Genomic DNA, 24,570 nt, shown 5'->3' on the forward strand with positions numbered 1-24,570 from the left:
GGAGCCGCGCCATTTGTAGAAGTAGTACTGAACCGTCGAACACGGCGGAAAGTCCTTCGGCAGCGCACGCCATTGGCAACCGGCGGTCGCAATGTAGAGGATCGCATTCATGACCGCTCGCAGATTGATCTCACGGGGACGGCCGCGCCGGGATGGCGCAGGCATCAACGGTTCGATCAATTTCCACTCCGCATCCGTGGTGTCGCTTGCATAACGCAGTCCGTCGCGCCGATATTGACGTCGGGTGATTTCAGTCCAACACATGTTGTGCTCCCTCGAGTCTTCGCAAACACGAAGGAATCACAACGGGCTGGAATCACTCAACTTTCTTTTTCGGTCAGGCTCTGAGGAGCGCTTCGCGCGCGTCTCGAAGGATGAGAACATCCAGATGGTTCGAGACGCCGCGCGAGAAGCGCGGCTCCTCACCATGAGGGACCACTTGTGGAGCCAAAAACGAAAAAACCCCGCGGCTCGCACCGCGGGGTTTTTGTCCTGATCGGATATCGGCGCTCAGTGCGCCAGGATCGCCAGCAGTAGTAGCGCCACGATGTTGGTGATCTTGATCATCGGATTCACTGCCGGTCCGGCCGTATCCTTGTAGGGATCGCCGACGGTATCGCCGGTCACCGCCGCCTTGTGGGCATCGGAGCCCTTGCCGCCGTAGTGGCCGTCCTCGATGTACTTCTTGGCGTTGTCCCAGGCGCCGCCGCCCGAGGTCATCGAGATCGCGACGAACAGGCCCGTCACGATCACGCCGAGCAGCATCGCGCCGACGGCCGAGAACGCCGCCGATTTGCCGGCCGCGCCGCCGCCCGCAATGGCGAAGATCGCAAAGTAGACGACGATCGGAGACAGCACCGGCAAGAGCGACGGGATGATCATTTCCTTGATCGCCGCCTTGGTCAAAAGATCGACCGCCTTGCCGTAATCCGGTTTGTCGGTGCCCTGCATGATGCCCGGCTTCTCGCGGAACTGACGCCGCACTTCTTCGACGATCGCGCCGGCCGCGCGGCCCACAGCGGTCATGCCCATCGCGCCGAACAGATACGGCAGCAGGCCGCCGAACAGGAGGCCGACCACGACGTAGGGATTGTTCAGCGAGAAGTCCGGCAGCACGCCCTGGAAGTAGGGAAACTTCGCGGCGTTAGCGATGAAGAATTTGAGATCTTCATTGTAGGCCGCGAACAGCACCAGCGCGCCGAGACCGGCCGAGCCGATCGCATAGCCCTTGGTAACCGCCTTGGTGGTGTTGCCGACCGCATCGAGCGCGTCGGTGGCTTTTCGGACTTCCTTGGGCAAACCGGCCATTTCGGCAATGCCGCCGGCATTGTCGGTGACCGGACCGAACGCATCGAGCGCGACGATCATGCCGGCCAGCGCCAGCATCGTGGTGGTGGCAATAGCAATGCCGAACAGGCCGGCAAGGCTGTAGGTGACGAGGATGCCGGCGATGATCACCAGTGCCGGAGCGGCGGTGGCCTCCATGGAGATCGCCAGACCCTGGATCACGTTGGTGCCATGACCCGTCACCGACGACGCTGCGATCGACTTCACCGGACGATATTCGGTGCCGGTGTAGTATTCGGTGATCCAGATGATCAGCCCGGTGACGGCAAGGCCGACGATTCCGCATTGGAACAGCGCCATACCGGTATATTTCACGCCCGCCAGCGGACCGAAACCAATCAGCCAGTAGATTACGCCGGCGACGCCGATCAGGGACAGTACGCCGGTTGCGATCAGGCCCTTGTACAGCGCGCCCATGATCGACTGGCTGGCACCGAGCTTGACGAAAAAGGTGCCGATGATCGAAGTAATGATGCAAACGCCGCCGATCGCAAGCGGCAGCGTCATCATGTTCACCAGCAGCGGCGAGGTCGCGAAGAAGATCGCGGCAAGCACCATGGTGGCGACCGCGGTCACCGCATAGGTCTCGAACAGGTCGGCGGCCATGCCGGCGCAATCGCCGACGTTGTCGCCGACGTTGTCGGCGATGGTGGCGGGGTTACGCGGATCGTCCTCGGGAATGCCGGCCTCGACCTTGCCGACGAGATCGCCGCCGACATCGGCGCCTTTGGTGAAGATGCCGCCGCCAAGACGGGCGAAGATCGAAATCAGCGAAGCGCCGAAGCCGAGCGCCACCAGCGCATCGACCACGGTGCGGCTGTTGGCGGCGAGCCCCATGGAATGCGTGAGAAAGGCGAAGTAGATGGTGACGCCGAGCAGCGCCAGACCCGCGACCAGCATGCCGGTGATGGCGCCGGCCTTAAAGGCGAGTTCAAGTCCGCCGGCCAGCGACGTCGTCGCGGCCTGCGCGGTGCGCACATTGGCGCGAACCGAGACGTTCATGCCGATGAAGCCGGCAGCACCCGACAGCACCGCACCGATCAGGAAGCCCACCGCGACGAGCATGCCGAGGAAGTAGGCCAAGAGCGCGAAGATCACGATGCCGACCAGACCGATCGTCATGTATTGGCGCTTGAGATAGGCTTGCGCGCCTTCGCGCACCGCAGCCGCGATTTCCTGCATCCGCGGATTGCCGGCGTCCGCCTTCAACACCGATGCGGTGGCCCAGATGGCGTAAACGATGGAAAGCGCTCCGCAGAGCACGATCACCCATAATGCTGTCATTGAAGTTGCCTCAAATCCTGATGTACCCCACGCCCATCACCGCAGGAGCGGCGAGCGCATAAAAAGAAGGCCTGCCCTGCCCAAGAGGAAGGCCGCAAATCGGCGGGACCATGCCAAAATCACATCCCGGGCGCAACGCTGCGGAAGACCTAAACCGCCGATTTCGGCAGGGTATTTCCGCCGGAATGGATGGGATGCCCGATTTGGCCAAAAAGTCTTATGGCCGAAGGAGATGCCGTTCCAGAAATCCAATGGATTCGCCAGCCGACTTCGCGCGAATCGCCGCGTCAAAGACCATGGAATAGCCCGGCGCCTCGCCCATGCAGATGCCGAAAGTGGTGGGGTCGAAGGGCTTTTCTTGGCCGTCGACGAGGAGCACGGGCCTGCCTGGCCCGATCAGAATAAGCGGACATTTCTTCGTGCTCACGTATTCCCGATAGAAGCGCAAGCTCGTCAAACTGGGAACCGTCCACGCATGGAAGGCATCCGGATAGGTCACGGCCTCGATCGGTGTCGGAGAACCTGCCGCCTTCGCGTAGGTCAAATAGCCCTCGGCTTTCGCCACCGGCAGATTGTCGTCCTTTTCGCCAAGCAACATCAGAACAGGCGATCCGGTGTAGGCCCCTCGTTCGGCGATCGCACCAAAGACACCGGCCGGATAATAAGCGACGTGAGCGGCAAATCGGGCTTGTCCCGGATCGAGCGCGGCGCGAAGCCGTTCGAAGGCTGCGAGGTGAGCCACTTCGCCGCCATAGGAGAAACCGACGATGGCTATTCGACCGGCGTCGATGCCGGGATGGCCAGCGAGCATCCGCAACGCGGCGTAGGCATCCGCGACTCCTGTTGGCCACAAGCCTGAGCCGGAACGTGACAGTGCGAGCCCTGTCGTTCCGCGCGCAGCAAAGCTGTCGTAGGTCAGGGTGGCCAAGCCCGCCTTGCGCAGCTCGGAGGCATATTGACCTTCATTGACGTCGAGATAGCCGGCAATCGTGTGAACGATCACGACGGCGGGATAGCGGTCCCTTGGTTTGTCGGGGAAGCTCAAGATGGCGGGCACTGTGACCGTTGCGGCCGGGGCTTCGCGCGACAGCAGTTGTCGAAAGTCCGCATATGAGGTGGATTGAAACGCGACCTTGTTTGAGGACGTCTGGAGGGGCTGGCCGTGCGCTGTCGCCATTGCAAACACAACGGCGGCTATCGCCACGAATAAGCGCAGATGCATGTGAAGTCCCTAGGGCCAATCGACGTGACCACCGGGTCACAACGGCGAAAGTAATAGACCACTAACGGCACCGACGGCGTCTAAAAGTGGCTGTAGGAGAGGCGCGGCAGTGGCATTTCCCTGCCCTGCGCGTCCAGGAAGCCTGGAACTGATGATCCGGCGATCACCGTGCCGATGGAAGTCACGGCCACCCCGGCGATGTCAGCGGCCAGCGCGAACGCTTCAAAGCTGCTCTCCGGGATCGCGCATAAAATCTCGTAATCGTCCCCGCCGGAAACGATGGTCTCGATGCCGACGGTTCCGCGCGCCAGCAATGTTGCAGCGGCGGCGGACACTGGGATGCTCGGCGCGTCGATCACAGCCGACACGCCGGACGCGGCGCACAGTTTCGCGAGATCGCCGGCAAGGCCATCTGACACATCCATGGCCGCGCTGGCATGGTCGCGAATGGCTTTGGCCAGTGCATTGCGCGGCTGCGGGACGTGATAGCGCCCGACCAGCATCTGTTTTGCCGCAGCGTCTTCGGCGAGAGCCGCCGCCGCCGCGCCGCCTTTCAGGATATCGAGACCAAGCGCGGCATCGCCGATCGTTCCGGTCACCACGACGCGGTCACCAGGTTTGGCGCGGCTGCGATGGACCATCCTGCCTGCGGGCACGCGCCCGAACGCCGTGATCGAAATCATGAGCGGACCCGGAGTGGACACCGTATCTCCGCCCAGCAGCGGACAACCGAAGTCCGCCGCGTCCTCGCCAAGCCCGCGCGCGAACGGCCCGAGCCACGCATCGTCAGCCGCCCGCAGTGCCAGCGTCAGTACAAAGCCCGCCGGCGTTGCGCCCTTCGCAGCCAAATCAGAGAGATTCACCCGCAGCGCCTTGCGCGCCACAGTATCCGGCGGATCGCCGGATAGAAAATGCACGCCTTCCACGATGGCGTCGGTCGTCACCACGAGATCGTCACCCGAGGCCTTCAGGATCGCGGCGTCATCGACAAGATTGAACGCGCCGGGATCGGTCGCTAGTGGCCGAAAATAGCGCGCAATCAGCGAGTCCTCACCGGATGGATTGCTTTTCCGATCCGTCATGCCGTGCAGTCCATACCACAACCGTCATCGCCCGGCTTGACGGGGCGATCCAGTACTCCGGGACGCCGGCGATCAAGCACGAAGGCCACGGCATACTGGATCATCCGCTTTCGCGGATGATGACAGCCGAATGTGTGGCTGGCGTACCGCTCCAAAGTAGGCCACCTCCATTGCTATCCCGCGTTTCTCAACTACCCACCCGCCCGAACTCGTCGGCGCGAAACTGGCGGGCGATCTGATCCAACACTGCGTTTACCATCCCGGTCTCGTCGCTTTCCACAAAGGCATGCGCCACGTCGACATATTCGGATACGACGACGCGGCCGGGCACATCCTTGCGATGCTCAAGTTCGTAGGAGCCGGCGCGCAGCACCGCGCGAAGGATGGCGTCGATCCGCTTCAGCGGCCAGCCCTTCGACAGCGCGTCGTCGATCAGCGGATCGAGTTTTGCCTGATCGCGCACCACGCCGGACACCACGTCGCGGAAGAAGGCCGCCTCGGCGGGCAGGTATTTGTCGCCTTCGACCTCGCCTCCGAGCCAATGGCTCTCGAACTCGGCGAAGATGTCGTTGATGCCGGCGCCAGCGATGTCCATCTGATAGAGCGCCTGCACCGCGGCGAGCCGCGCCGCGCCGCGCCGGTTGGCCTTCTTGTCCGTGCCTTTTACGGGCTTCTTCTCTTGCTTATTGTTATTCTCTGTCATGATCAGGTCCGCGCCAGCCGGCGTTTGATCCGCAGCATGGCGAGCGCCGCCCGTGCGGCGTCGCCGCCCTTGTTGAGCTCGCCGGCGCGCGCCCGCGCCCAGGCTTGCGCGTCGGTGTTGACGGTGATGATGCCGTTGCCGAGCGGAAACCGCTTGGCCACCGCGAGATCCATCAGCGCCCGCGAGGATTCCATCGACACGATTTCGAAATGGATGGTGTCGCCCCTGATCACACATCCCAGCGCGACCGCTGCGTCATAGGGCTTGCCGCTGCTTTCGGCGGCGTCGAGCGCAATCGCGATCGCCGCCGGAATTTCCAAGGCGCCAGGCACCGTAATCACGTCGTGGGTAAGGCCGGCGGCTTTCAACTCCGCAACGGCGCCCTCCAGCAGCGCGTCCTGGATATCGTCATAGAAGCGCGCCTCGACGATCAGGGCGCGCGCGCCCGAAACGTCGGTCTGATCTTTCAACTGTGCGCGCCGCGCGTCCGCCATCTTTTCATCCATTTTCAAGGCGTTGACATTTATCGTTTATGCTAGTTGTCAACGCTCGCGCGTTTTAGGCGCGGCAGCGTGCAAAGCCAAGGGCACCCCTACTTCATTTCCGCAAGCCGCGCGGCGTAACGCGCCATCAAATCTACCTCGAGGTTCACTTCACTGCCTGCTCGCCAGCCGCCGAGCGTCGTGACATTTAGTGTGTGCGGAATGATCAGCACGGAAAACACGATATCTTGAACCGTGTTTACGGTCAGCGACACGCCATCCAGCGTCACCGAGCCTTTGGCGGCGATGAAGCGCGCCAGTTCGCGCGTGGTGCGCAGTTCGAATCGCGCCATATCCGGCAGATCGTCGCGCTTGACGATGGTGGCGACCCCGTCGGCATGTCCGGCAACGATATGGCCGCCGAGTTCGTCGCCGATTTTAAGCGCGCGCTCGAGATTGAGCTTCGTTCCGGTGACCCAGTGCTTCGCGGTAGTCATGCCGAGCGTCTCTGCGGCGGCATCGACATCGAACCAGGTCTTGCCCTGCTCCAGGCCCGACGCCACCACCGTGAGGCAGACGCCATTGCAGGCGATCGAGGCGCCATCCGCAATGGTAGCGCGGTCGTAGCGGCATGCGATCCGCAGCCGGTGCAATTGCCCCTGTGCCGTTGGCGTGAGGCTGACGATCTCGCCGATGTCGGTGACAATGCCGGTGAACATTAAGCGCGCTCGTAAATTGTAAGAGTATCCCTCTGCAGCATTTCGCTAGCACGTAGCTTGAACGCGGGCGACTGCGTGATGGTCGTGAGCGGCAATGCCTCCAGCGCCGGCACGCCGTCGGCGCCGACCGGATCGGGAGCATGCAGCAGCCAGACTTCGTCGACGAGGCCAGCGGCGACAAAGGATGACGCCACGCGCGCGCCGCCTTCCACCAGCAGCCTGGTGATGCCCTTCTCGGCCAGCCCGTGCAGCACGCTTGGGATATCGAGACCCGGCGCCGATGTGGTGGCGACGCGGATCACCTGCGCGCCGGCGGCCCCGAGCTTCATCGCGGCGGGTGCCTCCGCAAGGTTTGAGGTCATCACCCACAGCGGCGTTTCCCGCGCGGAATGAACCAGCCGGCTGGTGCCGGGAATGCGTAGGCTCCGGTCCAGCACCACCCGCACTGGCGAGCGGCTCTCCATGCCCGGCAGGTGGCAGGCCAGGAGCGGATCGTCCGAAAGCACGGTGCCGATCCCGACCAGGATCGCATCGCATTGCGCGCGCAACAAATGCACCCGCGCCTTTGCAGCCTCGCCCGATATCGCCAGGGGCTTGCGGCCGCCTGCCCCGATCTTGCTGTCTGAGGATACAGCGAGCTTGAGGATCACATGCGGGCGCTTGTCGCGGACGCGCCGGAAGTGCCCGGCGTGATCGTGGGCAGCCTCGACCGCGCCCAGCCCGATATCGACTGTAATGCCGGCGGCGCGAAGCCGTGCATGCCCCTGCCCGGCCACCTCAGGGTTGGGATCCTCGATCGCCGACACCACCCGCGCGATACCCGCAGCGATGATGGCGTCAGCACAGGGCGGCGACTTGCCGACATGCGAGCACGGCTCCAGCGTCACATAGAGCGTGGCGCCTCGCGCGGCCTCGCCGGCGCGTCTAAGTGCCTCGGGCTCGGCGTGGGGACGGCCCCTTGGTTGCGTCCAGCCACGGCCGACAATGACGCCGTCCTTGACCACCACAGCGCCGACCGCGGGATTGGGCCAGGTGCGGCCCTGTCCGCGCCGCCCCAGCGTCAGCGCCAGTTGCATAAAGCGCTGGTCGGCGGCTTTGGATTCCCGGGATTTTTGCACGAACTGGTCTTCCAGAATACGGAAGATCATTTGCGTAACAGGGCAAGCCGCGCGTCGTCGTCGCCGGAGAGTTCGCCGAGCACGGCTTCGAAATCTTTGGCTTCGCGAAAGTTGCGATACACCGAGGCGAAGCGGACATAGGCGACGTCATCGAGCTGGCGCAGATGCTCCATCACGATCTCACCGATCGCCTCGGATGAAATCTCCGCCTCGCCGCCGCTTTCAAGCTCGCGCACGATGGCCGAGACCATCTTTTCGACCCGCTCCGGATCGACCGGCCGCTTGCGCAAGGATATCTGCACCGAGCGCACCAGCTTGTCGCGGTCGAACGGCACGCGGCGGCTATTGCGCTTGATGACGGTGAGTTCGCGCAGCTGCACGCGCTCGAAGGTGGTGAAGCGGAAATTGCAGGTGACGCAAACCCGCCGCCGCCGGATCACGGCGGAATCCTCGGTCGGACGCGAGTCCTTCACCTGCGTATCGAGACTGTTGCAGCTGGGGCAACGCATCCGGTTTGAGCCTTACTGATAAATTGGAAAGCGGTCGGTGAGCGCCTTCACCCGTTCCTTGACTGCGGCTTCCACCATCGGCGCCGAGCCATCCTGCGATTGCGCGATGGCGTTGAGCACTTCCGATATCAGCATGCCGACCTGCCTGAATTCGGCGACGCCGAATCCGCGCGTGGTCGCCGCCGGGGTGCCGAGCCGAAGGCCTGACGTCACGAACGGTTTTTCGGGATCGAACGGGATGCCGTTCTTGTTGCAGGTGATGGCCGCCCGCACCAAAGCCTTTTCCGAGACGTTGCCCTTCAGGCTCTTGGGCCGCAGGTCCACCAGCATCAAATGGTTGTCGGTTCCACCGGAGACGATGTCAAAACCCTGGGCGCGCAGCGTCTCCGCCAGCGCCTTTGCGTTCTCGACGACATTCTTCGCATAGATCTTGAAGTCCGGCCGCAACGCTTCGGCGAAGGCCACCGCCTTGGCCGCGATCACATGCATCAGCGGACCGCCCTGCAGGCCCGGGAAGATCGCCGAGTTGATTTTCTTCGCCAGCGCTTCGTCATTGCACAGGATCAAGCCGCCGCGCGGACCGCGCAGCGATTTGTGCGTGGTGGTGGTGGTGACATGCGCGTGCGGCACCGGGGACGCGTGCACACCGCCGGCGACGAGCCCTGCGAAATGCGCCATGTCGACCATCAGATAGGCGCCGATGCTGTCGGCGATCTCGCGAAAGCGCTTGAAATCCCAGGCACGCGAATAGGCCGATCCGCCGGCGATGATCAGTTTTGGCCTCACCTGCTCGGCCTGCTTCGCCACCGCGTCCATGTCGATGATCTGATCCTCGCGCCGCACCGTGTAGTGCGAGGCCTTGAACCACTTGCCGGACATGTTGACCGGCGAGCCATGGGTGAGATGGCCGCCGGCAGCGAGATCAAGCCCCATGAAGGTGTCGCCGGGCTGCAGCAGCGCCAAAAACACCGCCTGGTTCATCTGGCTGCCGGAATTCGGCTGCACATTGGCAAAGCCCGCGCCGAACAGTTTCTTGGCGCGGTCGATCGCTAGCGTTTCTGCCACGTCGACCCATTCGCAGCCGCCGTAATAGCGGTTCCCCGGATAGCCTTCCGCGTATTTGTTGGTCATCACCGAGCCCTGCGCCTCCAGCACGGCGCGGCTGACGATGTTTTCCGACGCGATCAGCTCGATCTCATGGCGCTGCCGGCCGAGCTCGCCGCGGATCGCGGCGGCGATCTCCGGGTCGGCCTCTGTGAGCGGGGCCGTGAAGAATGAGTCGGGCGCGGAGGCGGTCTTTGCGCTGGAGGGCGAAGAGCTCATGAGCGAAATATCTCCACCGCCGCAAGCCTTTGAGGCGGATGCGGTCGGTTACGGGTGGCGGTCGAAAGCTGCGGAGCCGAGATACCATATCGGGCCACAATGGCCAAGCACTTGCGGTACGAGCTTGATATTATGCAAGATATGGTGGGGATCGGGGATTGGTAGGCCGTCATCCGCGGCTTGAACTGGTCTAATCCGGGCAAGACGAGTGCGTTTCGAAGGGCGAGGTTGAAGATCGCTTCGCAGCTCCACAAAGAGCCGTCATACCCCCCGCCACCGGGTCTCGCCTTCGGGCGAGCCTGATGACAGGCTCCTGCGGGGTATCCAGTACGCCGCGGCTCCTCGGTTCCATCACTGGCGCCTCGGATTACTGGATCGCCCGCTTTCGAGGTTGTGATCATATCTCCGACCTCATCCCGGCGTAACGGCTTCGCCGTTATCGCTGGAGGAGCGCGGCCTTGCGCGCGTCTCGAAGGCCTCATCCTGAGGAGCGCGCCCTCGCGCGTCTCGAAGGATGGCCGCGAGTCCCTGCGTTTGTGTCCATCCTTCGAGACGCTTGCTTCGCAAGCTCCTCAGGATGAGGTCGGTATCCTTCAAACGCTCTTTCGCCGGCGATGACGGCTGGGCGTGTGGCGCGTTGAGACCGTCATTGCGAGCCACCGGGTCGCGCGAATGCGTAGTCAATGTCGTCCCCGCGAAAGCGGGGACCCATACGCCGTGGCCTTGCATTTTGGCACGGTGGCTAACGGCTTCTGCTCCAACAAGCGATCGTGGTTATGGGTCCCCGCGTTCGCGGGACGACACATGGAGGGGGCGTGCGTTCGCACTCAGTGGTCGCGACGGATTCAATTTAGAACAGCCGTATGGTTGGCAAATACAGCTACGCATTCTCGCGGCGCGATGCGCCCGAGTGATGCTGGAATTTTTCGCCCAGGAAAAGTGAGGGCGTGGGGAATGCCGGGTGCACGGTGCACCCGCAGCCCGTGTGCATTGGTAGTAAGCACACGGTAGTCACCGCAGGTCACCGGAACACCCGGCATTCCCGCACGCAATGGTTTTAACGGCTTATATCGTGCTCTCCCCGGCGACGAATTCGTCTTGTCACCGTCGTCGGCGGATTGAAGGTTTTGCCGAACCCGGTTGGGTTCGCAAAACCTCCGCCGACTTGACACCAGCAACGGGTGCCAGGACCACACGGTTTTGCCGTACGCTGCAACATCGTTCGTCTCGCGCGCCGCAAATCGCTCACGAGGTTCAACCCGCCCTGCGATTGCCAATGCGCGCCCGACGCTGCCGCGTCCACCGCATCCCACCTCGCGTCCGTGACGATCGCGATACGCCCCTCTCATGGGGTGAGACGGCTACGGATGTAGAAGTGATTTGGGTCAAACAGGAACAGAATTTTTTTGAATATGGGACTGGACAGGCCAAATCACACAAGGTGATGTGTTGCCGGACAACGTCAAATGCTCCTGCGTTTCGTTTTGCAGCGTGACGCCCTCACCAGGCGTATCTGACGGTGCCGGTGCCAGCGTAGATCTGCGACGTGTTGGCGAACTGGCCGTCAAACTTCGCCTCCAACGACAGGTTTTTGTTCAACTGCAGCGCCGCGCCGGCGGCGATGAGCGCGGAGTCGCTTGGCACCGCGGCGCCGTTGACGATGAAACTCGTGCCGGGAAGTATCTGGAAGGCAGCCGTGAGCGAGGGATTGCTGACCCAATCGTGCGCCCAGGAGGCGCGCGCGCGCAACGAAAGGGGCATGCCATTGACCAGTTGCAAATGATCGAAGCGCGCGCCGAGCTCGCTCCTCGTATCGTTCGCAGTCATGGCCTTGTAAGCGAGGCCAAAGCCGCCGCCAGTCAGGTCTGTCTCGCGGTAATCCGGCGTGTGAAACCATTGCGTCTGCAATGCTGCATAAGGCGTGACGCCGAACGAAGCCATGCCATAGCGATAGCCGCCTTCGAGCCGCCCGCCATAGCCTTGCGCGCTGAATTTCGCGGTGAGCTGGTCGCCAACCGCAATGCGGTTGGTCGTCATCCCATAACCGGCAAGGGCGAGCGAAGCTGCGAGATAGGTTGGCCCCGACTGCGTCTTACCGTAGATGCCGGCCTGGAATGCATCGCTTCTGCCCGTCCCAAGCGCTTGCGCAAGGCTCCAATTAGTGCCGCCACCGGCGAGCGCGAGACCGACGACCGTATCAGGCGTGACGCGGTAGTCGACGCCGCTGGCAAGGCCATAGGCGCTCGCCGTCATGTTGTTGGTGCCAAGTGCCGGATTGCCGTTCGCCGTGATGTAGCCGCCATAGGCCTGACCCCAGGCGTTCCAGCGCCGATCGGGCGGTGCGGTCGCATTGGCGCGCGGCGCCTTGAGCACCGAGGCATAGGCGAGCGCGATGTGGGGCGGCAAGCTCGATGCCTGCTCCGGCGCAAAGCCGGCTGCGCCGCCGCTGGGGCCCCCGCGACCATTGGCAAATGGATCGACCATGAGCCCGAGGAACTGGTTCATGAGCTGGAACGCACCCTGCTGGCTGTCGGGGGCAACTTCACCGGACAATTGCGAAAGCGCGGCCATCAGATTGCCGCCGCTCAGTCCAAAAATGGTCCCGAAATTCGGTGGCAGCGTGCCGCCGCCATTGAAAAAATTGTCCAGTCCATTGGCGATGTTTTGCTGATTGCCGCTTAGCCCGCCGATCTGGCCGAGTGCGGCGGTCAGGTTCAAGAATACATCGGTCGGCGTGTAGCTCAGGTTTGCGATAAAGCCCGCCGGCAGGTTGGTGGTGCCGAGGGCTGTGAACGTACCGTTGAGCCCGGCCGAATGCAGGATGTCATATTGGTTGGCTAGATAGCTGCCGGGCGCGAAGACCGCCAGCACGTTGCCCGCGAGCGTGGCCATTTGGCTGACGTTGGCCATCGTGGATGACGCCGGATTGATTTGCACCAGATAGATCGCGCCTGACTGGAACGCGAGATTGCCCGATACCGTCATCGACGTTCCGGGCACGCCGGGCGTACCGGGCGCGAACGCGCCGCCCGAATTGATCTGGGTACTGCCGACGGTACCGGTACCGCCCAATAGGCCGCTAGTTACGGTCAGGTTCGACGCCGACGAGAGATCGCCGTTCACCAGAAGCGTGCCGCTCTGCACTGTCCACGGATCTGACTGCGTGTACGTGTTGTTCACGGTCCAGGCGCCGCCGATAACGTTGAAGGTGGTGAAGCCCACATATTGTTGGCCACCCGCGAACGTACCGATAGCACTGAGGTCGAACCCTCCGCTGCCGGCGCCACCCAGTTGCAGCGTGGCGTGGCCCTGGCCAAGCACAGTTCCGATGATTGAGGATGTAGGCGCCAATGTCAAAGTGTTGTTGCCGGTAGGTGAAAACACGATCGCCGTTCCGGATGCGCTACTGATGGTTCCGGAATTGAAAATGCTGACTGTGGATGAGACGCCGCCAAAAAAAATAGCCGCGTCGTTCAGGGACGACGATGAAATCGTTCCGCTGTTGATGATTGAGCCTGAGAAGTTGCCCAAGGCAGAAATCGCCGCGAAGCCGTTACCGGCAATCAGGCCCGCATTGTTGATGACGCCCGAAAAATTTCCGTTGAGCATAATCGTCGGCGCCGGGCCGTTTTCAGAAATTACTCCGGTGCTGGTGTTGAAGATGCCGCCGGAGAGGGTCGCGGCGGCGCCCGTCAAAATCCCTTGGCCGGCTACCTGGATGCCCCCCAACGTGCCACTATTGATGATGTTACCGGTAAGGGTGCTGTTGTTTGTGAGCTGAATAAAAGCGTCAATGGTGCCGGAGTTGACGATATTCCCCGTCAGCGCGGTAGAGTTCAGGAAAATAGCAGGAAAATGGGGAGTGCTCTCGTTGAGCCTGCCTTCGTTCGTGATGTCTCCGGTGATGTGACTGCCAAGGGCGGAAATGCACTGAAGCGTGGTTGAGGCGGGGTTGTCGAAGCCGCCTGGCCCAAGGTTGACACATGCGGCGGAGGCCGGATTCCCGCTGCCGCCGATCATCAACGCCGCCAGTGAACTCGACGACAATAATGAAAGAATTCGCGCCCAGGGCATTATCAAAAATCACCTTTCCCGCAGTGAGCAGGCGCAATCACAGGATGCAATAACGCTCATTGTTCCGATGGCCAATCAACACGTTTCAACGCCCGGTTGAACCGATTTCCGGATATTCTGGGTAGCGTGACAAAAATACTACAATCAGCGCAACCGGTGAACGTCGGGCCTGTGTGAGACCGGGACTGAGCGTCAGTCCGGCGCATGCAGGACTTCAAGATCAGGCAAACCCCAACATTGATACCCCATGTCCTGAGCAAGCACGCCCAGACCCTCGCTCTCGATTTCTCCCGCGCCGCAGAATCCGTTTGCCGGACGAATGAGTTCGCTCGGCCGGCCGTAAGGAAATGGCGGAAAGATAAGGCCATCCCGGTGGCAGTCGGCCTTCACCAGCAGGATCGTCGCTCCGACAGCGTCCAGGCGGACCGGTTTGTTGGCGCCGCGGAAGTCTTCGAGCAATTTGCGACCGTGATCGGCCCAGCCGTTGCGGTCGAAGGTCGGCCCGCCCGGCGCCTGGACGCAATGCGGGTGAAGTATGTCGAGGTCAAACCCCAGCAGTTGGCGAATCAGTCCGCTCGGATAGGAAACGACGTCGACATCCAGCCAGAGTACCCAATCCTCGTCCTGCAGCGACCTGAACAAAAGCTGATTACGGGATCGCGCGAGCACGGAACGACGGACACGCTGAAAGGCCGTGGTCCAGCGGGGAACGCCGGGCGGCAGGCGAAAATTGAAATCCCTCTTGATGACCGTGACGCGGCGACACCTTGCTTGCAACCTTGGAAGCAGAGCTTGCAGGGCTATCCATGTATCGTCACGGCTGTCGCTTTCCAGCAGCCCTACGGACAGGTATTGTCGCGGGTATTCGATCGCCTCTAGATTCTCGACGTAGCGGTGGAGGTGGTGCCGCGCATCCTTCAGAGGGGTCAGGATAAGGACATTCGGCGTCGCGCCGGGCGACGGTGTGGCGGCCGATTCTGCTAACAAGATTCCTCCGCCAGCAGATACTTGGGTTCATTTGAGATTTGGGTTCATTTGAGATGATGACGGCGGCGCGCCAAGACCACAAGAGACTTCTTAAAGAGCGCCTTGGCGAACTTCAACCCTATCCCTCCGACCATTTCTCCGGCACGGGTATCTTGATATGCGCCGGAGGGCCAAGCTTTTTCACCAACGCTTTCGTGCTGGTGCATCTTCTTCGCGTCACACATGGCTGCAAGCTGCCCATCGAAGTCTGGCACTTCGGCCGAGGCGAAATGTCTGCGCGCATGAAGCTTTTGCTTCGTGATCTAGGTGTCGACACGGTCGATGCCGAAGCAGTGCTCACCGCTCTTCCGGCCCGGATCCAGAACGGCTGGCAGCTGAAGGCCTATGCGCTGATGTGGTGCCGGTTCGAGCACGTTCTGATGCTTGATGCCGACCAGGTCCCGTTGACCGATCCGGCCGGACTCTTCGAGTGGGACGAGTATCGCCAAACCGGTGCGGTCCTATGGCCCGATTGCGGGGATATCCTGGAAACGAATCCGATTTGGAGCGCCTGTGAGCTGAAGCCGCGCACCTGTCCTGCCATCGAATCCGGGCAGCTCCTGATTCATAAGGCCCGACATTGGCGTGGGTTGCAAATAGCACTCCATCTCAACGAGCACTCGGCGTATTACTATCAGCTCTTGTACGGCGACAAAGACACGTTCCTGATCGGGTTGCTTCTAACGGACTCAGCCTACGCGCTCGTTCCCCACCGCCCCTTCACCGACGCGCCGTTCTGCCTGTTTCAGAGGAACATGGCCGGCGAGGTTCTTTTTCAGCATCGCACCGGCGCCAAATGGCGCTACGCGAATCCCCAGATAAAGCTTCCGAAAGCTGAACTCGAAGCGGAGTGTTTGGCCGCGCTGACGACCTTGCGCGCGCAATGGAACGGCCTGATCTTTACACCGCCACGGCGCAGCCTCCGCGCGCGCGAAGCCGAGGCCGGGCTTGCCGCGGCACGCTTCTTTCATTTGCGGCGGCCCGGCGATGAACCCGCGCGCCTTGAGTTGCTGCCCGAGTGCGAAATTGGCGCAGGGCGCGCCGCCGCGACGATGAATTGGCACTGCGAGGAAACCGGCAGCGTGATCGAACTCGTGATCAGCGATGCCTTTTGTCCCGCCTGGCGGCTCCGTCAGGAATCGAACGCATGGATCGGACGCCCGGCGAAAGCGGACGGGGAAGTCTATTTGACGGAAGAGAGCGCATCCTCGGCACCGACGAATGAAAATGTTCGGTCGCTCACCGAGGAAATCTTGTCCGCCGCCGGATTTCCCAACCCGATCTGGATTAGCCGGCGTACCGAAATCTCGGCCGCGCTTGGCCTAGTCGCAGCGCTCGAGCCCGGCATCGGGGATGCGCTCGCCGCGATATCCCTGCGCTGCGGGCCTGTGGAGAAACAAGCGCTCGATGCAATGGCAAGAGAATTACGGCGCGAACCCCGTAACGACGACCTCAGCGCGGACCGCGCCAACTGGCCGATGCCAGGCCGCTACACCGTAGCCGCCGATCTTGATAATTGATGCGCATCGCCAGACCACGGGTGCTCTTTATCGCCCCTACCCTTCCAGCCCTCACGGGCAACGGGCTCGCCATGCGCATGGGTGTCTTTGCCGAGGCGCTTGCCCGATGGGCCGACGTTGATCTTGCGGTAGTGCCGGTCGCCGGAGGAGGTGTTGAAAACACGCCGTTCCTGCAATCTCTTGATTTGCGCCTGTCGCGCGTCCCCTGGGACCGTCGACCGGACACCCCCTATACGCTGTTGTCGCGGGTTGCGGATCCCGCCGCACGCCTGCAAACCTTCAAGGCCTACGGCAAACCGACAATCGCCAGAACGTTGACGGCCCGCATGGCGGAGAGCATCGGCCATCTTGTCGGCGACGGACGCTACGATCTCGTCCATATCGGCCGCAGCTACATGACACCGCTTGCTCGCTTCCTGCCGGAAACGACGCCCGTAACGCTCGACCTCGATGAAGACGACCGCGCCTCCTTTGCCAGCCGGGCGGCGCTGGCCCGACGCAGCGGAAATTGTTTTCTCGCGGACTGGCTCGACCAGGAGGGACACGCCTGCGACGGATTGATTGCCGCAATGGCGGGCAGATTGCAGCGCGCGTTCGCGGCGAATGTTCGGGAGTGTGAAAATCTGGCAAGGCGCCATCCGGGAGTGCGGTTCGAAACCGTTCCGAATGCGGTGGACATTCCGCGCCATATGCCCCGTATCGAAGACGGCCGCAGCATCCTATTTGTGGGTTCATTAAGCTATGAGCCAAACGCCGATAGCATCCTGTGGTTTGCCAGGACGATCATGCCGCGGCTTAGGACAAGATTCGGACGTTGTCGGCTTACGATCGCCGGAGCAAACCCGCCGTTGGCTGTGCGTGCATTGGGCCGGCATCCGGACATTCGCGTCCTTGGCTTTGTCGATGATCTCGCCGAAGTCTATCGCAGGGCGAGCCTGCTGATCGCGCCGATGCAGGCGGGTGGCGGCACGCGCATCAAGGTTCTCGAGGCGGCAGCCTTCGGCCTGGCCACGGTTGCAAGCGCCCAGGCTGCCGACGGCCTGTTTACGTCACGCCAGCCCTGGGGATGGATATGCCAGCGTCCTTCGGACTTCGTGGCGGCCTGCGCCGATGCGCTCTCTGATCCCCGCGAGCGTGACCGGCGGGGAAAGCTCGGCTACCGTTCCGTCATCCGGCAATATTCGCGCGAGGCTGTTGTCCCGCGACTTGCGGCCTTGTTGGAAGAATGCTGCGGGCGAAGGGCCTTGAAAGGAGCGCATTGAATGCTTGGAGAAAACGATCGCTACTGCAAGACCGGGGGCTTCGATCAAGACGAAGTGGTGGATGGCTACATCGTCTATAACAAGACCAAGGACCGCGTCCATTTTCTCAACCCGACCGCGGCTATCGTACTGGAACTCTGTACCGGCGTCCTGACCGCGCTCGAAATCGCGGAAGTGGTTGAACGGACGTTCAGCCTGCCACAAACGCCTATCGCTCCGGTCCGGGATTGCCTGGCCTCGCTTCTCTCCGAAGGTTTGATCGAAACGTGCGGGATATCGTAGTCCGAACCCTCCGGCGCGAATTTCGCATCGCGAGCCAGCCCGAAGCATCGCTTCTGCGGTATGTTGAGGCTTGTCCGGTGATCGATGGCGCTGCCGTTGCGCCGCAGATCGTGAACATCGAATGTCATCAAGATTTTTTCAGGGCGCGATTGCCTGCTGGACGTACCTTGGAAGGTACGCTTCGCTACGTCACCGAGCACCTCGATTACTTTGTCGAGTCCTGCTCGCGCGCTGATGAAGCTGATGCGGTGAGCCTGCCTGCGGCACTGCTGGTGTCGCCCGACGGCAGGCGCGTCCTGTTCGCCGGAGGACGAAAATCCGGCAAAACGACGCTCGCCTTGGGGCTGCTGTCAGCGGGATGGACGTTCGAGGGGGACGCGCGAGTCTTTATCGGCGCCGACGGAGTTGCCGCTCATCCGCGGACCCTGCGGGTCACGCAGTCGCTGGTGTGGCGCCACCCTTGTTTCGCGGATCTCGTCGACGGGGCGCCGTCGCTCGTTGTCGACGGCCTGGAAACGACTTTTGCAGTTGATCCGAGACGATGGGGACGAGGATGGAGCGTTGCCGTTGGCAAAATCGACGCCGTGTTCTTTCTCGAAAACGCCGATTCGCTGCATTCCGCCATACGCCGCACCAGTTCAGACGAAGCATTTGGCCGCGCTCTTCAGCTTTTCTCCTCGGTCTTACCCCTCACGGCGCGGCATGTTTCGCTACTCCGCTCCATTGTCCCCGCTCCCTTCCTGTTTCATCTGGAGCTGGGAGCTCTTGATGGCGCCGTCGGCGGTATCGTCGAGACCTTGCAGGCCATCGGATTGAGTACCTCAGATTGACGCGCGTAAACGCAATGTTATATGGATTGATCGCTCAATTATGAGTTGCGGAGACGCCGATGTCCCAGACCCTCGTTTCCAGGCAGTCAGACGGCACGATGGCAGGCGTTGATGCATCCGTGGTGAAGACGGTGCAGCGTCTCGGCAGAATCTCACGATATGAACCGCCAAAGGTCATTTCTTTTCCGATCGACGGCATGCGGGTAGCCGAGCCGCTGTCGCTTGCCGGCAATAGCTACTGATACGTTTGTCGGTGCTCCGAACAGGTAAGCCGGATGATATCTGTCGCCGCGGCTATGATCGTCCGCGACGAGGAACGGTTTCTTCCGGGTAGTCTTTCTTCGCTGCGGGGAAAAGTCGACGATGTCGTCATCGTTGACACCGGTTCGGTAGATCGGACGCTGTCCATCGCCAGGACGTTCGGTGCTCGCATCTTCCATTTCGAATGGAATGACGACTTCGCGGCCGCGCGCAATCGGGGGCTCGAGGAAGTTGCCGCCGACTGGGTACTTTACATCGATGCCGACGAGCGCTTGCACACGCCCGGCGACCGCCCCGTTGCCGAATTTCTCGATCCAGACGCGATCGCAGCCTTTGTGCGGTTCAAGCCGAAGCTCAATTATACCAGCTACCGGGAGCCGAGGCTTTTCCGCCGCGACACCCGCCTGAGATTTACCGGCAAGATTCATGAATCCATCTTGCCGGCGATCGATCGTATCTGCGAACGCGATAAGTTTTCGATAGCGCGGACGGCGATCGGCCTGGATCATCTGGGTTATGAGGGCGATCAGGCGCACAAGGCCGCCCGCAACATTCCTCTTCTGCGGCAAGCCATCGAAGACGATCCGAACCGGGTTTACTATTGGTACCATCTTGCCGAATCCCTGGCGGCCATCGGCCGGGTCGACGAAGCTTTCGCAATCGCTTGCCGGGGTTTGCAGGCCGCGCAGCAACATCCTTCCGAAAAGCAGCGGGCCAACGCCAGTATGATTTTTCAATTTCTCGCCCGTGTTCATCTGGAACGCGGGCAGGATGCGTTGCCATTGATCGCTGAAGGGCTCGCGGCAGTTCCGAACGACCATGCGCTCCGGTTTATGGAGGCCCGCGCCAGACTCCATGCGGATGAATTCGAAAAGGCGCTGCAAATTGCGGATAGTCTGCTTTCGCTCGAGGCAAACGCCCGGTCCAACGACCTTTTGGCATTCGATGAACGTATATTTGACGAATTTGCCAACGACCTGGCCGGCGTTGCCGCATTTCGACTTGGTCTATTCGCAGAAGCTTCGAGATATTTCTCAAATGCTGCCGCCGTCGCAGCGGACAACCTCTCCTATCGCATCAAATCGCGCACGGCCCTGCTGCAGCAACAGAGGCTGAAGGCCTGAGAATCGCGCCATGGCATCCGTTACGGAAAAGAATCTTGTTCTGGTACACAGCAATCGATGGCAGGACCGCGCCGACTTCGAAATCGTCAAGACTCACGTCGAGTCTCTTGCCCCTGACATCGCCGTATTCATTGCGTCGAACGACATCCCGTCCTCGATCACGCGCAAGCGCGCTGCCTCTCGGCCAACCCTGATCTTCTCTCCGATCCGGCTTTTGAGTTTCAAACCTGCTCGCGGCAAACTGTATGCGGGCACGCCGATGTCCAAGATTGACGAAATGCACCGGCTGGCCGCCGCTGGACTGCCGATTCCGGCCTTCGAGGTCATCGGTCCGAACACGCGATTGGCTGCTGACGACTACGGCCCCTTTGTCCTGGTGAAGCCATCCCACTCGTTCGCTTCCTTCGGTCAGGGCATTGAGCTGTGTCGAACATCAACCCTGCGCTATCGGGCTCCGGCCGAGTTTCCGGAATGGCACCCGGGGCGGCAGGCGCCGATGTTCGCGCAGAAATTCATTGACTGTGGGTACCCGATGTCCTGTCGGGTCCTCACGATATTCGGCGAGCCGATATTTACCTATTGCCGCCAATCGACGAAACCGTTGAAGCTGAATCCGCACAAGGATGTCTTTGAGCAACACGAATACCTGCCGGCGCCACCCGATCGCATTACTTTCACCACCCGCGAGCCGGACTTGCTGCAACTCGCCGCGGATGCCTATCGCGCGATGCCCGAGGTCGCGCTGCAGGCCTGCGACATCGTGCGTGAAAAAGGCACCGGACGCCTCTATTTGCTCGAGGTGAATCCTGGCGGCGGCACATGGATGTTTTCGAGCGAAAGCTGCGGCAGCTACAAACAATCATTGGGTATCAGCGATCTGGCCGCGGAGTTCGACGCCTTTCGGACGATCGCGCGGATGCTTGTCGAGCGCACGCGGGCCGATGCGGAGTAACTGCGAAGAAGTGTGCTTGGGTTGTCGAGCGAAGCCTAGGTCAGCCAGGCAACGACGCATCAGGAAGCCCCCTACTTCGCGAACCTGTACACCCGCCCTTCCCGATCGAGCGCTGAAACGCCGGCCGCGCGAGAATCCGCGACAGCCACGGGCTCAAGTTCGGATACGGCCCGAACTTGCCAATCCCTTACAGGCGTTAACATCGCAGCATAGTGAGCGCGGGGTGGTGCTGGCCAATCTACTGCGGCGGTTTAGCGAAGGCGCCCCAGCGTCGCGCAGGTGGCATACTTCTTCAACGGCTCCGGCAACACATCTTGCGCGGGAATCACCATAAGCTCCCGCCCGCTTTCGTCGGTGATTATGGCAGCCTCCACCGGTGCCTTGGAATCTGCATGTATGTTTTCGGCCAACAGCTCCCGAAGAGAAAGCAATGCCGCTTCGCGGGCTTGTGCCAGGGTCGGCAAATCAATGCCTACGTCGTCTTCGGCAATTTTATCGCGGTTCCGCAAATGGATGTAAAACTTTGCCATTGCGATCTCCTTCGCCGACGAAGACGACCGGCGCATGTTCACCGCAATAGCTTCCACCTGCTAGCAGTCAGAAAGTTGCGATTCAGCAACTCGATCGCAAATTGATTGAGTCCGGCCTGGCGACGCTCTGCACATTCGTCTTGCCTTTTGTCATCAGGGCGTATCGCTCGGTTTGATTGGCGATTCTGACCCAGCTTTGGGAAAGACTTTGCAGGGCCCTGGCCTCAGCCTCGCTCCGCGCCAAGCTCATCAAACGAAGGCATTCTGCCGCTTGATCCCGGCAGTGTCTTGCCGTGTCCATGTCCATTTATTGGCTCCCTTACGCCGAAACAAACACCGGCCATAGTTCACGCGGGAAACGAGCAATCGTTCCGCTTCTATGTACAAAGTGAACTTAAAAAATGAGGACGGAAATATTGACGAAAGTCAAATCAAGCCGCCGACCCTGTGGGAAGGTCACGGTGACTCGTGGAGGGACTACATGCAAGATCGGAAATTCACAAGATTGATCGTGCGTGACTGAACGTCCGCTGCTTTCGGTCATCGTGCCGGTTTACAACATGGAGAAGTACATCGGTCAGTGCCTGTGTGCTATCCTTAGCCTTCAAGATCCGGCGATGGAGGTCATTGTCGTCGATGATGGCTCTACCGACGGTGTGGACGTCGTGCTCGCTTCCTTCACGGACACCCGGCTCAAAATCCTAAGAGAGCGTCACCGTGGTGTGTCGGCTGCACGAAATGCGGGATTCAAACACTCTCGTGGCAAATTTATTCTGCCCGTCGACGCTGACGACATACCGATAGTTGAGAACTGGCGCTCGCTCCTAGTTGCGCTGGCGGCCAATCCAGATGCCGTGTTGGTGTACGGTGCAAGGCGTCTATTCGAAGGGGGCGCCGATAAATTCCCGCGGTCTCTCCCATCAAAGCGGTCTCTACCATCAAAAGGGGCTTGTCCGGAGAACGACGCTGTTGTTCCTCTGATTTTTAAGAAGAACTTCATACGGATGGGATCCGCAGTTGTCCGGCGCGAGGCAATCGAAACTGTAGGTCTTTGGAACGAGAACTTGACGGTCGGCGAAGATTGGGAGCTGTGGTGTCGTTTGGCTTGCCTGGGCCGTTTCATTTATTGCCCTGTCCTCGCAGTCCGATATCGTCGCCATACGCAATCTGCAACGGGCGCTCCCGTTTCGCGCGATGCGCAGGATCCCGGTTTAGCTGCGATTGAGACGATCTATTCTCACCGCTGCGTGCAGCATAAGACGGGCGCTCATCATCACAAGTTGAAGCAAGAAGCTCTAGCGTGGCACACCTACAATTGGGGAGCGAGATTAATACACAGCGGCGCTTACTGGCCCGGAGCTAAAGCATGGGTTTGGGCGATGTCCAAAGACCCATCGCTTTTTCTTTATTTGTGCAGCTTTCCAATACGACGTTTACGGCAATGATGGATCGAAGGTAAGTCATCAATCGCCGAGCGGCGCAGGAGGCTGTGCCGTGACTGGGCGCTATGGCATGACGCTCTATCCGATGCCGCAGCCGGATCTGATGCCGCAGCCGGTGAAGACTCTTTCAGCCGACCCGGCGACACAGCTCGATGATCGCCACCCTGCGCCAACGCGGTACGCGGTAAGAACCGCAATCACCGCGCGCTTATGCCGGAGACCTATTGGTAGCGGCATTCCTTGGTCGCCTTGCTGACGACGGTGTAGCCGTTGTTATCGAGCCAGTCGATCAACGGCCTGATCGACGAATATTCCAGATCTTCAACGATCGCGGTACAATGGGATGCGCGCAGCAGCGTCCCACGGCTCTGGGCGATTAGCACCTAAATTTCTGCGCGGGCTAAACCGTTGGAATCGGGGGCCAAAATTCTGGTGCGTAATTCTTGAGTTGTGAACCCTGACCGGGGATCGATCCCAAACGTGTCCATCAAGTATTCACCGCCACACTCTATCTTGCCTTTGCCGGTGTCATGTATGCTCTGCCACCAGCCGAAGCCGGAGTTTGTAGCCATGGAAAGCCAGCCGGAAAAAGAGGCCGCGCACCGGATCGAATTTCCCCGGGTTGGAACAATCTTGAGCGAGCTCTGGGGCAACATCGCGGTCAACAACATTGAAAGCGGTATTATACGCGACTCTATTCAGCGGATCGGGACGGCTGATCCGGCAAACGTTCAACTGATTGCTGCTTCACAGCTGGAGTTGCTGGCCGGATATCACCAAATCGCGCTGGCGCAATCACGCCGCATCTTCTTTTGGGCATTGGTGGGTTCGGGAGTTGGACTGATCTTCTTTTTCGCAGCAGTTGCGTTTGCGCTAGCAACTGGAATGGCTTTGGCGGCCCTAATTTTGTTCCTCTCCGGCGCCACGGTCGAAATCGTAGCGGGTATTGTTTTCGTTCTTTATGGCAAGACAACAGCGCAGCTCAGCAGCTTTCATAGCAGGCTAGAAGTCTTGCAGGGTTACCTTCTGGCCAATAGCCTCTGCGAGGCCCTTGACGGAAATGATCGCAATAAGGCTCGGGCTGCATTGATTCAGGAAATATCCCGTCCTCAGGTAGTGCAGAATTCTTGATTTCTGCTCGGAGCTCAAATTGCCAAGGCCATGACAGGGGAAATTTCGCGCTCTGTTGCTTCCCCTCGCGTCCGTGTCCGCTTCGGCGCAGACCTCAACTTCGAGCGACGCACTGCCCTCAAGGAGCGAAGGCGCTGCTAAAAAGCTACCCGATCGTGCGAAAGACGGCGTGAGCGATGCATGTGAGCGACTGGTGCGGCGCGATCGTGCTCTATGGTGCAAGGTCGGCTAATGGCATAAGGCGTCATTTCGCTGCGCTGCAGAATTTGATCGCTGGCGCGGACATCGAGTAAGCCGCACCAATCAAGCTCGATCTCTGAGTACGCGCCCTAACTCCGGGGCCAGCC

General features: G+C 60.9%; 25 protein-coding genes and 2 pseudogenes. 12 read left to right on the top strand and 15 right to left on the bottom strand.

Features of this window, described 5'->3' with window-relative positions:
* The 11 genes from N554_RS0125980 to N554_RS0126035 all read right to left on the bottom strand — a co-directional run.
* Window positions 1-264 (bottom strand): transposase (locus N554_RS0125980; protein ID WP_029586206.1); only part of this gene is annotated, 264 nt, incomplete at its 3' end.
* Between the two features lie 246 nt (window positions 265-510).
* A complete protein-coding gene (locus tag N554_RS0125990) occupies window positions 511-2,631 on the bottom strand; it encodes a sodium-translocating pyrophosphatase (protein ID WP_029586172.1) in 2,121 nt (706 codons plus the stop codon).
* A 217-nt stretch (window positions 2,632-2,848) separates the two neighbouring features.
* Window positions 2,849-3,853 carry a dienelactone hydrolase family protein gene (locus N554_RS37570; protein ID WP_029586173.1) on the bottom strand — a complete coding sequence of 335 codons (1,005 nt, stop codon included), beginning with the start codon at window positions 3,851-3,853 and terminating at the stop codon, window positions 2,849-2,851.
* Window positions 3,854-3,933: 80 nt separating this feature from the next.
* Complete coding sequence (thiL, locus tag N554_RS0126000) at window positions 3,934-4,935, bottom strand: thiamine-phosphate kinase (RefSeq protein ID WP_029586174.1); 1,002 nt, start codon at window positions 4,933-4,935, stop codon at window positions 3,934-3,936.
* 187 nt (window positions 4,936-5,122) lie between these two features.
* Window positions 5,123-5,638 (bottom strand): transcription antitermination factor NusB, encoded by a 516-nt coding sequence (gene nusB / locus N554_RS0126005; RefSeq protein ID WP_029586175.1) that lies wholly within the window; start codon window positions 5,636-5,638, stop codon window positions 5,123-5,125.
* Between the two features lie 2 nt (window positions 5,639-5,640).
* On the bottom strand, window positions 5,641-6,132 hold the full coding sequence (gene ribH / locus N554_RS0126010; protein WP_029586176.1) for a 6,7-dimethyl-8-ribityllumazine synthase: 492 nt from the start codon (window positions 6,130-6,132) through the stop codon (window positions 5,641-5,643).
* A 98-nt stretch (window positions 6,133-6,230) separates the two neighbouring features.
* Entirely contained in the window at window positions 6,231-6,839 is a 609-nt protein-coding gene (locus N554_RS0126015) for a riboflavin synthase (protein ID WP_029586177.1), read from the bottom strand.
* Window positions 6,839-7,987 (bottom strand): bifunctional diaminohydroxyphosphoribosylaminopyrimidine deaminase/5-amino-6-(5-phosphoribosylamino)uracil reductase RibD, encoded by a 1,149-nt coding sequence (ribD, locus tag N554_RS0126020; protein WP_029586178.1) that lies wholly within the window; start codon window positions 7,985-7,987, stop codon window positions 6,839-6,841. Before ribD ends, N554_RS0126015 begins: the two co-directional genes overlap by 1 nt.
* Window positions 7,984-8,466, bottom strand: coding sequence for a transcriptional regulator NrdR (gene nrdR, locus N554_RS0126025; RefSeq protein WP_029586179.1), 483 nt, complete (start codon window positions 8,464-8,466; stop codon window positions 7,984-7,986). The genes ribD and nrdR overlap by 4 nt, the downstream gene beginning before the upstream one ends.
* Window positions 8,467-8,478: 12 nt before the next feature.
* Window positions 8,479-9,789 carry a serine hydroxymethyltransferase gene (gene glyA / locus N554_RS0126030; RefSeq protein WP_029586180.1) on the bottom strand — a complete coding sequence of 437 codons (1,311 nt, stop codon included), beginning with the start codon at window positions 9,787-9,789 and terminating at the stop codon, window positions 8,479-8,481.
* A 1,500-nt stretch (window positions 9,790-11,289) separates the two neighbouring features.
* Complete coding sequence (locus tag N554_RS0126035; RefSeq protein WP_197033754.1) at window positions 11,290-13,110, bottom strand: autotransporter family protein; 1,821 nt, start codon at window positions 13,108-13,110, stop codon at window positions 11,290-11,292.
* A gap of 7 nt (window positions 13,111-13,117) precedes the next feature.
* Here N554_RS0126035 and N554_RS41180 point away from each other — a divergent pair, with 7 nt between their 5' ends.
* Window positions 13,118-13,570, top strand: a complete 453-nt coding sequence (locus tag N554_RS41180; RefSeq protein ID WP_197033755.1) for a hypothetical protein — start codon at window positions 13,118-13,120, stop codon at window positions 13,568-13,570.
* A 171-nt stretch (window positions 13,571-13,741) separates the two neighbouring features.
* Window positions 13,742-13,963: a hypothetical protein gene (locus N554_RS41185; protein ID WP_197033757.1), complete on the top strand. Its 222-nt coding sequence runs from the start codon at window positions 13,742-13,744 to the stop codon at window positions 13,961-13,963.
* A 92-nt stretch (window positions 13,964-14,055) separates the two neighbouring features.
* On the opposite strand, the gene N554_RS0126040 is transcribed toward N554_RS41185, so the two are convergent.
* Together N554_RS0126040 and N554_RS42310 are read right to left on the bottom strand one after the other, a co-directional pair.
* Complete coding sequence (locus N554_RS0126040; protein ID WP_029586182.1) at window positions 14,056-14,850, bottom strand: glycosyltransferase family protein; 795 nt, start codon at window positions 14,848-14,850, stop codon at window positions 14,056-14,058.
* A gap of 44 nt (window positions 14,851-14,894) precedes the next feature.
* Window positions 14,895-15,056, bottom strand: coding sequence for a hypothetical protein (locus N554_RS42310; protein WP_245283710.1), 162 nt, complete (start codon window positions 15,054-15,056; stop codon window positions 14,895-14,897).
* On the opposite strand from N554_RS42310, the gene N554_RS0126045 reads away from it, so the two are divergent.
* The 8 genes and pseudogenes from N554_RS0126045 (at window position 15,051) to N554_RS0126075 (ending at window position 21,120) form a co-directional block, all read left to right on the top strand.
* Entirely contained in the window at window positions 15,051-16,409 is a 1,359-nt protein-coding gene (locus N554_RS0126045; protein WP_245283709.1) for an alpha-1,3-mannosyltransferase family protein, read from the top strand. The two genes, N554_RS42310 and N554_RS0126045, sit on opposite strands and share 6 nt — an antisense overlap.
* Window positions 16,409-17,671 (top strand): glycosyltransferase family 4 protein, encoded by a 1,263-nt coding sequence (locus N554_RS0126050; RefSeq protein ID WP_036054136.1) that lies wholly within the window; start codon window positions 16,409-16,411, stop codon window positions 17,669-17,671. The genes N554_RS0126045 and N554_RS0126050 overlap by 1 nt, the downstream gene beginning before the upstream one ends.
* Window positions 17,672-17,953, top strand: a complete 282-nt coding sequence (locus N554_RS0126055; protein WP_029586185.1) for a PqqD family peptide modification chaperone — start codon at window positions 17,672-17,674, stop codon at window positions 17,951-17,953. It abuts the gene before it with no gap.
* Window positions 17,954-18,030: 77 nt separating this feature from the next.
* Entirely contained in the window at window positions 18,031-18,783 is a 753-nt protein-coding gene (locus N554_RS0126060; RefSeq protein ID WP_156042111.1) for a hypothetical protein, read from the top strand.
* Between the two features lie 59 nt (window positions 18,784-18,842).
* Window positions 18,843-19,025: a hypothetical protein gene (locus tag N554_RS0126065; protein ID WP_029586187.1), complete on the top strand. Its 183-nt coding sequence runs from the start codon at window positions 18,843-18,845 to the stop codon at window positions 19,023-19,025.
* A gap of 54 nt (window positions 19,026-19,079) precedes the next feature.
* Window positions 19,080-19,454 (top strand): annotated as a pseudogene (locus N554_RS43165) (glycosyltransferase); the annotation flags it as partial.
* A gap of 27 nt (window positions 19,455-19,481) precedes the next feature.
* A complete protein-coding gene (locus N554_RS42315) occupies window positions 19,482-20,168 on the top strand; it encodes a tetratricopeptide repeat protein (RefSeq protein ID WP_245283708.1) in 687 nt (228 codons plus the stop codon).
* Between the two features lie 277 nt (window positions 20,169-20,445).
* The gene (locus N554_RS0126075) at window positions 20,446-21,120 is read left to right on the top strand and encodes an ATP-grasp domain-containing protein (RefSeq protein WP_156042112.1); all 675 of its coding nucleotides are present in this window, start codon (window positions 20,446-20,448) and stop codon (window positions 21,118-21,120) included.
* A gap of 251 nt (window positions 21,121-21,371) precedes the next feature.
* Here the strand turns inward: N554_RS0126075 and N554_RS0126080 are convergent, their stop codons facing one another.
* Window positions 21,372-21,650, bottom strand: a complete 279-nt coding sequence (locus N554_RS0126080; protein WP_156042113.1) for a DUF6894 family protein — start codon at window positions 21,648-21,650, stop codon at window positions 21,372-21,374.
* Between the two features lie 515 nt (window positions 21,651-22,165).
* Between N554_RS0126080 and N554_RS0126095 the strand changes: the two genes are divergently transcribed.
* Window positions 22,166-23,095: a glycosyltransferase family 2 protein gene (locus N554_RS0126095; protein WP_029586192.1), complete on the top strand. Its 930-nt coding sequence runs from the start codon at window positions 22,166-22,168 to the stop codon at window positions 23,093-23,095.
* A gap of 233 nt (window positions 23,096-23,328) precedes the next feature.
* On the opposite strand, the pseudogene N554_RS38830 reads toward N554_RS0126095, so the two are convergent.
* A pseudogene (locus tag N554_RS38830) lies at window positions 23,329-23,463 on the bottom strand (NYN domain-containing protein); the annotation flags it as partial.
* A gap of 199 nt (window positions 23,464-23,662) precedes the next feature.
* Here N554_RS38830 and N554_RS0126105 point away from each other — a divergent pair.
* Window positions 23,663-24,223, top strand: a complete 561-nt coding sequence (locus N554_RS0126105) for a TRADD-N-associated membrane domain-containing protein (RefSeq protein WP_156042114.1) — start codon at window positions 23,663-23,665, stop codon at window positions 24,221-24,223.
* Window positions 24,224-24,570: the final 347 nt, after the last annotated feature.

It is taken from the genome of Bradyrhizobium sp. URHD0069 (genome assembly GCF_000701345.1).
Classification (GTDB): domain Bacteria; phylum Pseudomonadota; class Alphaproteobacteria; order Rhizobiales; family Xanthobacteraceae; genus Bradyrhizobium.

What these genes read in the sequence shown, in the direction of transcription:
- N554_RS0125990 (WP_029586172.1), bottom strand. Translation starts at nt 2,631, where the DNA reads ATGACAGCATTATGGGTGATCGTGCTCTGCGGAGCGCTTTCCATCGTT.
- N554_RS37570 (WP_029586173.1), bottom strand. Translation starts at nt 3,853, where the DNA reads ATGCATCTGCGCTTATTCGTGGCGATAGCCGCCGTTGTGTTTGCAATG.
- thiL (WP_029586174.1), bottom strand. Translation starts at nt 4,935, where the DNA reads ATGACGGATCGGAAAAGCAATCCATCCGGTGAGGACTCGCTGATTGCG.
- nusB (WP_029586175.1), bottom strand. Translation starts at nt 5,638, where the DNA reads ATGACAGAGAATAACAATAAGCAAGAGAAGAAGCCCGTAAAAGGCACG.
- ribH (WP_029586176.1), bottom strand. Translation starts at nt 6,132, where the DNA reads ATGGCGGACGCGCGGCGCGCACAGTTGAAAGATCAGACCGACGTTTCG.
- N554_RS0126015 (WP_029586177.1), bottom strand. Translation starts at nt 6,839, where the DNA reads ATGTTCACCGGCATTGTCACCGACATCGGCGAGATCGTCAGCCTCACG.
- ribD (WP_029586178.1), bottom strand. Translation starts at nt 7,987, where the DNA reads ATGATCTTCCGTATTCTGGAAGACCAGTTCGTGCAAAAATCCCGGGAA.
- nrdR (WP_029586179.1), bottom strand. Translation starts at nt 8,466, where the DNA reads ATGCGTTGCCCCAGCTGCAACAGTCTCGATACGCAGGTGAAGGACTCG.
- glyA (WP_029586180.1), bottom strand. Translation starts at nt 9,789, where the DNA reads ATGAGCTCTTCGCCCTCCAGCGCAAAGACCGCCTCCGCGCCCGACTCA.
- N554_RS41180 (WP_197033755.1), top strand. Translation starts at nt 13,118, where the DNA reads ATGATTGAGGATGTAGGCGCCAATGTCAAAGTGTTGTTGCCGGTAGGT.
- N554_RS42310 (WP_245283710.1), bottom strand. Translation starts at nt 15,056, where the DNA reads ATGCACCAGCACGAAAGCGTTGGTGAAAAAGCTTGGCCCTCCGGCGCA.
- N554_RS0126050 (WP_036054136.1), top strand. Translation starts at nt 16,409, where the DNA reads ATGCGCATCGCCAGACCACGGGTGCTCTTTATCGCCCCTACCCTTCCA.
- N554_RS0126055 (WP_029586185.1), top strand. Translation starts at nt 17,672, where the DNA reads ATGCTTGGAGAAAACGATCGCTACTGCAAGACCGGGGGCTTCGATCAA.
- N554_RS0126065 (WP_029586187.1), top strand. Translation starts at nt 18,843, where the DNA reads ATGTCCCAGACCCTCGTTTCCAGGCAGTCAGACGGCACGATGGCAGGC.
- N554_RS0126075 (WP_156042112.1), top strand. Translation starts at nt 20,446, where the DNA reads ATGCACCGGCTGGCCGCCGCTGGACTGCCGATTCCGGCCTTCGAGGTC.
- N554_RS0126080 (WP_156042113.1), bottom strand. Translation starts at nt 21,650, where the DNA reads ATGGCAAAGTTTTACATCCATTTGCGGAACCGCGATAAAATTGCCGAA.
- N554_RS0126105 (WP_156042114.1), top strand. Translation starts at nt 23,663, where the DNA reads ATGGAAAGCCAGCCGGAAAAAGAGGCCGCGCACCGGATCGAATTTCCC.